Annotated in this window: 3 protein-coding genes; 1 reads left to right on the top strand and 2 read right to left on the bottom strand. The window is 40.6% G+C overall.

Translation table 11 applies throughout. The features are described 5' to 3' along the window. Positions 1–1,098 (bottom strand): DNA methyltransferase (locus MOY_RS03180; protein WP_009096429.1); only part of this gene is annotated, 1,098 nt, incomplete at its 3' end. 16 nt (positions 1,099–1,114) lie between these two features. After that, positions 1,115–1,708, bottom strand: a complete 594-nt coding sequence (locus tag MOY_RS03175; RefSeq protein WP_158003264.1) for a hypothetical protein — start codon at positions 1,706–1,708, stop codon at positions 1,115–1,117. Positions 1,709–2,016: 308 nt separating this feature from the next. Between MOY_RS03175 and MOY_RS03170 the strand changes: the two genes are divergently transcribed. Continuing rightward, positions 2,017–2,850, top strand: a complete 834-nt coding sequence (locus tag MOY_RS03170; RefSeq protein ID WP_009096424.1) for a hypothetical protein — start codon at positions 2,017–2,019, stop codon at positions 2,848–2,850. The last annotated feature ends 51 nt before the right edge of the window (positions 2,851–2,901 follow it).

The following is a 2,901-nucleotide window of genomic DNA, read 5'->3' as shown; positions in this document are numbered from 1 at the left end:
ACAATATAGCAGTGCATCTTCTAATGCACTAACACCAATGTCACGAGCCAAAGATACATCAGTTATGCCTTCTAAATCAACCATCCGAAACCTCATAACATCTTCAAAGATAAACTCACCAAACTTATTTCTAAAACTTCGGACTTGTTCCCCAACAATATCGAATCCAGATAGCGCTGCAACAGATTTAATAATAGAAGAATTTTTAAATGAAGTCTTCCTTACATTCGACTCAACTCCTACAACCAATAACATTTTAACGTCTTTCGTGCACACTCGCCTCAGTTCAAGAAAAACTTGATACATATCCATTGCATACTGAACAACTGTCATAAATCTATTTTGCCTGTATTTCCTATTAGCTCCTATCTCAGACTTAGCCACAGACAAAACATCTACACCTAACGCCTCAATTGATTTACGAAAATTTTGATGGTAGTTAAATACATTTATATAAGGTGGTGAGCTTATTACGAGGTCAACTGATTCATCGGGCAAAGGTATTGCGCGCGCATCTGAATTAAAGCATTTGATTTTCACAGAAGAATAAGGAAGAAGTTCTATAGTGGATCTGAGTGCAGCCCAAACATTATTAATGCGCTTAACATCTGTTTTTTTAGCCTCAAAATCCATTCCAGCCACAAGCGCACGCAAAATAATCAATTCAATATCATACTTGGCACTTTTGCACCTGGCAACTAGAGCTTCCTTGAAGTCTTCAGTAGAAAGGCTAGAAAACAATGGTAAATCACTGACAAAATGAGAAACAAAAATATCAATATCAATAACCGAAGCTAATACATCCTCCTTCGGTTTAGTAACTAACTCATATACTCTTGAAAAAGACACTGCTGCAGGGTTAATTTCACACCCGTAAGCATCTAGCCCAAAGCAAGCCGATTCATATAAAACAGTTCCGCTTCCCACAAAAGGGTCGAGCAAAACTGCCCCTTCATGTCCGTATGCCTCTATAATCTTTTCTATAAGCTGAGGTGAAAACTGCCCTCTCCAAGAAAAAAGATTACCTCTTGTTTTCTCTTCAATGTTTACCACACTGGAAGGAAGTGACTCTAATAGACTTTTATCTAACAATCTCACACACAAATCCTCTGCATTAGAAAACAAATCCGCCACAGCCAACTGAGTCTATTATATCATTAGCCATCCGGTAATGGCGAGACACTTGAACTGACTTTTTTCTATTTTCATAGGCCGCATCTTTTATCTCAATATTATCGCTTTTACTACTCAACCCAACCATGTCGGCAATTTTATAATTAGTAATCTGCTTCCCACTTCTTTCCCCCTCGATTCTCAGCTCATAAACGCGAAAGGTTTTTTTAAGGGCAGAAATATTAAAAGATTTAGGCAAATGGTACCTAGCTGCACTACTTTCTGGATTCCTAACTTTTCGTCCCTTTGTGGTTATCAAACTTCTTTTTAGAATGCGACTTATTGCTGCATCAATGTGCTGACGCTGATGCTTGACATTAACTGATATAATTATTGTATCCAAACATTGGATAGCTGCATTTATTTCAGCTTCCTTAACGATCCTACTGGCCGCAGGTTCTACTTTAGGCTCAGCAAACAAGTATTCTCCCCTAGTCTCTCCTGTATCAACACGTTCACGCCACCACTTGGCAAAGGCTCTATAACGACATCCTTCGTAACGTACATCTCCAAAGTCTTTGTATACCTGCAACATAGCCTCTGGAAAGTCAGTTTCAGAATCGGTTAACAGAGATTCAGAGTCGTGCAAATCACATAAACACGAATACGTCTTATTTAGGGTAAGCGCATACCACCACCAGAAGTACGGCGAGGCTTCGACAAGGTAGGGCTTGGGCTTCTTGTAGGAGCCAAACGTAGGGTACTGGGAAATGAAGTAGCGGTACACGTTAACAACCATCAAAAGTAGTGATCCTAGTTGGAATCGAGATTAGCGCACCTACCGTAGACTGTACATATCGCTTGCTGAGAGCGATTCAACCAACCACACACGAGGTAGACACCATGAAAGATTCAGAAAAGCTAATTCAACACACCCTTGAGACTTTCAAAAATCGTGTTAACACGACAATAAGCGAAAGGCAGCACTGGGAATCAACTGTCTATAAGTCAGCAAATGACAGCCTGTATGCTTTGCTTGTAAAAGTCTTCGAGCTGTACGAAGGAACTAAAGGAAATTCAAAAGCTGACTCCCTAAAGCGTAAGTGGCTAATGGAGCAGTGCCAATCTAAAAACTTACGAATCGGCAAAAACCTAAACTTTATACAACTCATCACTAAGCTTGTTTTTAGTGATGCCGGTGTAGACAGCAAGCGTGTCAGTTCATATTCAAGAGTATTAATCGCAGCTTCTCAATCACCAGACGTACAGGTAGCCGATGACATCCCTGACTTCATTAGAAAGTATGGCGGAATTGAAGAGGTTAGAGCTTCGCTCACCAAGTCAAGTAAAACACCTGGACAAAGAGCAGAGGCAGGAAAAGCTCTACTTCAGGAAGCTACAACTATTGCCAGTGTTACATGCGATGAATTAAAAGCCAAGGCGACTATCAGCAAAAACCACGCGGTTTGCTTGTTGGGCATCATGTCGGCAAGTGGCGAGCTGGAAATAAAGCACGTTGTTTATGACTCCGAAAGCGCCTCGGACACAGTCGGAAGCACAACTGTAATAAACGGTGCCTTAGCAAATCTGTATAGCAATCACAGGAAAAGAACCAAGGAAGCCGAAGATAAAAATAATGCCGAGAAAGCAGCAGCAGACAAAGCATCAGCACTTGTTAATATTGGCGATGTAAAAAGCAAACATGAAGCCAACGTTAAAACCCATACCGCAGCATAACGAAGGAAAATAAAATGAAAAACACAACACCGACTAACATCCACGACATTG

The sequence above is a fragment of the Halomonas sp. GFAJ-1 genome, assembly GCF_000236625.2.
GTDB lineage: Bacteria > Pseudomonadota > Gammaproteobacteria > Pseudomonadales > Halomonadaceae > Vreelandella.
Note: the sequence above shows the minus strand (reverse complement) of the source record. Positions and strands in the feature narration are given on the sequence as shown.

Excerpts from the sequence above, each read along its gene's own strand:
- MOY_RS03175 (WP_158003264.1), bottom strand. The coding sequence starts at position 1,708 with ATGTTGCAGGTATACAAAGACTTTGGAGATGTACGTTACGAAGGATGT.
- MOY_RS03170 (WP_009096424.1), top strand. The coding sequence starts at position 2,017 with ATGAAAGATTCAGAAAAGCTAATTCAACACACCCTTGAGACTTTCAAA.